This is a genomic window from Streptococcus pseudopneumoniae, assembly GCF_038148935.1.
Taxonomy (GTDB): Bacteria; Bacillota; Bacilli; order Lactobacillales; family Streptococcaceae; genus Streptococcus; species Streptococcus pseudopneumoniae_U.
On the sequence record NZ_JBBJZX010000131.1, the window covers coordinates 1 to 3,257 of the forward strand.

The window sequence follows — 3,257 nt, forward strand, 5'->3', positions numbered from 1 at the left end:
GTTTGTGAACAATTCAGCACTTTCGCCGTCCAATCGTAATTGTAGCGTTATACCTTCCATTTTTTTACATCCTCTCAACTATGCGGGCAAGCATTTTTGTGATATAATGGTCTAAATTGTTTAAGTCTGCGCCTGATTGCCGTCAGGTGCTTTTTTATTCTACTCAATCTTCTTATCCTTCCCTCTTTTTCTGCTATAATGTAAGCAGAAAGGAGGTAATATTATGACTGAAATTCACGCATGTCTTTGCGGAAATTGGGTGAACCTATCAGCCGACGACGATTGTGTAATGGGACCAAATATGGCTAGTCCTTACATTTGGTGGGAAGAAAATGCAGAACTCTACTCACCAATTTCTAAACCTGAAGCAAACTCGATGTACCATCAGGATTATATCTACATTCACTATCGTGGTGCTGACTATCGTATCCATCCAATCTTTATTCAAATCGTTTCTAGATAACTTTTTCTAGTCTTTTAGAAATGATTTCTAAATCTAAGTCGTCCAGTTTCAACTGGTCGGCTTTTTCATTTAAACGAGCTTCGACAACTTGGTTAATTTCAAACCATTCTCGTTTTGTAAATTGGCTTCTGAATTTTAGAAATTCGTTTATTGTTTCTTTCATACCTCTCCTAAACTATGATTTAATTCGTATTTTTTGCCTAAAAAAATAAAATCCTTTTCGACATTGTATAGTCGAGCAAGTTTGTCTAAAAGATCCATTGGAATTTTTGAACTATCATGCTCATACTTCAACAGTGTTTGTTGATGAATGTTCAGTTTATTTGCAACTTCTTTTGCAGATAAGTTATAGTTTGTTCTTATTGCTCTTAATGTCATTTTTGGCACATTCCCACCTCCTTATCTTAATTCATCCAAGCTGACTTCCAGTGCATCAGCGATTTTGCACATATTCTTAAAAGAAATACGCTCGGTTTTAATATTTCTGATTGTATTTGGACTGATACCAGCTTTTTCAGCTAATGCCTTCTGTGTCATCCCTTTTTCAATCAACAAATGCTTAAACTTCTTCCACATACATTGTTCCTTTTCCAATATATTGTGTTTCAAACATACAAAAACACTACATATTGTTATTTAATTTAGATTATGCTATAATCATTCTTGACTAGGACCTCTCACCGTTTTAGTCAAAAATTCAACAGAAAGGAGATGTAATATGGATTCTAATAAATTTATGGAAGTTGTTTCAAAACACATAGATCAAAATTTTAATTCAAACAATCAATTAGTAGAATACGTTGTATCTGAATTAAGTTCGTTAGATTTAAACCTCAATACTGAACAAACTCAACATATTGTCAACATTATTGAATATGTGTCAAAATCAACTTCTAAAAGTACCATTGTTACTTTGGTAAATTCCATGATAGAACTTGGGATTCTAAAGAGCGACAACTAATTTTCTTTGTATCCAGAGCTGTTGTTGTCAGACTTTTTGAATCTATCAGTATATCTTGAACTAATTCAGGGTCTGCCTTTACAAAGGCGGACTCTTTTTTCCCACTATACGGATATCGTCTTGGTCTCATTTCCTCACCCCCTTTCCCTTAAGCTTGATTATATTATACTACGATTTAAATCGTACGTCAATAGTTTTTTAGATTTTTTTCGTAATTTTTTCGAATTTTTTATTTACAAAATCGAAAATAAACGGTATTATATAGTAAAGAAGATAGGAGAAAAAAACATGGCAAGAGGACGAGGGAAATTAACTCCTCAAGATAAAGAGGATATGAAAGTCTTTTCCGCAAATCTTAACTCAATTTTATCTGATAGAAATTGTAAACAAGCTGAGCTATCTCGAGCGACAGGAATACCGCCTAGCACATTGACAGGGTATGTAAAAGGAACTTCTTTGCCAATCCCTGGTAATGTTCAAAAAATTGCAGATTTTTTTGGAGTACCTAAATCTGTATTAGATCCTAGATTTGTAACTAATAATTCTATGGTCGATGACCCCTCTTCTAATACTTCCTCCATCCAAACCATCTACGATCAGTTAGAAGATGATAGACAAAAGAAAGTAGTTACCTATGCCGAGAGGCAACTAAAAGAGCAGAGGAACGAAGAAGAAACGAAGATAAACGAAGTATCGGAGAAAATCATCAGACTGGACGACTACAGACAGACTACTTACCGACGTGTTACTGGGGTTGTCTCAGCTGGTAGTGGTTCGATGCAGGACGATGATTTAGATATGGAAGTTTCATTCTATGAGGATGAAATACCAGACGACTACGACGCTATCGCTTATGTCGTCGGCAACTCTATGGAGCCAAAGATAAAGAATGGTGACTACCTATTTATCAAGAATACACCTCAAGTTGACTATAACACTATCGGTATCTTCCAAGTAGACGGTGCTAACTATGTTAAGAAACTACGTCAGGGATATCTTGAAAGCTTGAATCCAGATTATGAAGATATACACCTAGACGAAAGCAACGACGTCCGAACTATCGGCGAAGTCGTGAGTATATACAGAGAAAATTAAAATAAATATGTGCAACAACTGATCCACACTAAAAGCTGATAGAGAGGTTTCATTATGAAACAAGAACGCAAAGTTTTAGGTATTTTAGCTATTATTTTTGGAGCGCTGGCTCTACTTGGCTCATGGATGCCTATCATCAATAATTTTTCATTCATTCTAGCTATTTTAGCTCTTATCTTCGGTTTAATTGGTTTTGCAGTAAATCGAAAAAGACCAAAAACACTAGCTATTATTGGGACGGTTCTAGCAGTCGTGTCTATTGCTATTGTATTAGTAACTCAAGCAATGTACGCTAAATCATTGAAAGAACTAGGTAAAAACGTTGAAGAGACTGTTAGCTCTGTAAGTTCTTCTATCGAATCATCTCAAAAAGAAGAAGATGCTAAATTTAACTGGACAAAAGAACAGTTTGATGCGCTTCAAGTTGGCGATATTATCAACTATGGAGCTGGTGGAACTAACTACGATGACGTTGCTAGTGTTCACGGAGAACCTAACAATGTAACAACTAGTTCAGTAAATGACCACGACAGCAAGACAGTATCATATACTTCTACTGGTAGTAAATACAAGAGCGTTATTCTTTCGTTTTCAAAACAAGACGACGGTTCTTTCTTGTTGACTTCTAAAGTCAGCTCAGGTCTAGAATAAAAAAGACAACAAAAAATCCCCACACTCGCAAAGTTTGGCGACTCTGAGTGTGAGGATTCAACTTTCCATCAAGCAATCAATGGAAAG

7 protein-coding genes are annotated in these 3,257 nt (G+C 35.6%); 4 read left to right on the forward strand and 3 right to left on the reverse strand.

What is annotated here, in order from left to right; genetic code table 11:
- Positions 1 to 223 precede the first annotated feature (223 nt).
- Positions 224 to 463: a hypothetical protein gene (locus tag WKI42_RS09825; RefSeq protein ID WP_033675876.1), complete on the forward strand. Its 240-nt coding sequence runs from the start codon at positions 224 to 226 to the stop codon at positions 461 to 463.
- On the opposite strand, the gene WKI42_RS09830 is transcribed toward WKI42_RS09825, so the two are convergent.
- From WKI42_RS09830 to WKI42_RS09840, 3 genes are read right to left on the reverse strand one after another with little or no spacing between them, the layout of a single operon-like run.
- Entirely contained in the window at positions 456 to 626 is a 171-nt protein-coding gene (locus WKI42_RS09830) for a hypothetical protein (RefSeq protein ID WP_261080331.1), read from the reverse strand. The two genes, WKI42_RS09825 and WKI42_RS09830, sit on opposite strands and share 8 nt — an antisense overlap.
- Positions 623 to 850, reverse strand: a complete 228-nt coding sequence (locus WKI42_RS09835; RefSeq protein WP_261014010.1) for a helix-turn-helix domain-containing protein — start codon at positions 848 to 850, stop codon at positions 623 to 625. The genes WKI42_RS09830 and WKI42_RS09835 overlap by 4 nt, the downstream gene beginning before the upstream one ends.
- 12 nt (positions 851 to 862) lie before the next feature.
- A complete protein-coding gene (locus WKI42_RS09840) occupies positions 863 to 1,039 on the reverse strand; it encodes a helix-turn-helix domain-containing protein (RefSeq protein ID WP_033675869.1) in 177 nt (58 codons plus the stop codon).
- Between the two features lie 142 nt (positions 1,040 to 1,181).
- On the opposite strand from WKI42_RS09840, the gene WKI42_RS09845 reads away from it, so the two are divergent.
- The 3 genes from WKI42_RS09845 to WKI42_RS09855 all read left to right on the forward strand — a co-directional run bounded on the left by WKI42_RS09845 (position 1,182) and on the right by WKI42_RS09855 (position 3,170).
- The gene (locus WKI42_RS09845; RefSeq protein ID WP_138703523.1) at positions 1,182 to 1,424 is read left to right on the forward strand and encodes a hypothetical protein; all 243 of its coding nucleotides are present in this window, start codon (positions 1,182 to 1,184) and stop codon (positions 1,422 to 1,424) included.
- Positions 1,425 to 1,712: 288 nt separating this feature from the next.
- Entirely contained in the window at positions 1,713 to 2,519 is an 807-nt protein-coding gene (locus tag WKI42_RS09850; RefSeq protein WP_261080330.1) for an XRE family transcriptional regulator, read from the forward strand.
- Positions 2,520 to 2,573: 54 nt separating this feature from the next.
- Positions 2,574 to 3,170 carry a CD20-like domain-containing protein gene (locus tag WKI42_RS09855; RefSeq protein ID WP_016397645.1) on the forward strand — a complete coding sequence of 199 codons (597 nt, stop codon included), beginning with the start codon at positions 2,574 to 2,576 and terminating at the stop codon, positions 3,168 to 3,170.
- Positions 3,171 to 3,257: the final 87 nt, after the last annotated feature.

Excerpts from the sequence above, each read along its gene's own strand:
- WKI42_RS09825 (WP_033675876.1), top strand. The coding sequence starts at position 224 with ATGACTGAAATTCACGCATGTCTTTGCGGAAATTGGGTGAACCTATCA.
- WKI42_RS09830 (WP_261080331.1), bottom strand. The coding sequence starts at position 626 with ATGAAAGAAACAATAAACGAATTTCTAAAATTCAGAAGCCAATTTACA.
- WKI42_RS09840 (WP_033675869.1), bottom strand. The coding sequence starts at position 1,039 with ATGTGGAAGAAGTTTAAGCATTTGTTGATTGAAAAAGGGATGACACAG.
- WKI42_RS09845 (WP_138703523.1), top strand. The coding sequence starts at position 1,182 with ATGGATTCTAATAAATTTATGGAAGTTGTTTCAAAACACATAGATCAA.
- WKI42_RS09850 (WP_261080330.1), top strand. The coding sequence starts at position 1,713 with ATGGCAAGAGGACGAGGGAAATTAACTCCTCAAGATAAAGAGGATATG.
- WKI42_RS09855 (WP_016397645.1), top strand. The coding sequence starts at position 2,574 with ATGAAACAAGAACGCAAAGTTTTAGGTATTTTAGCTATTATTTTTGGA.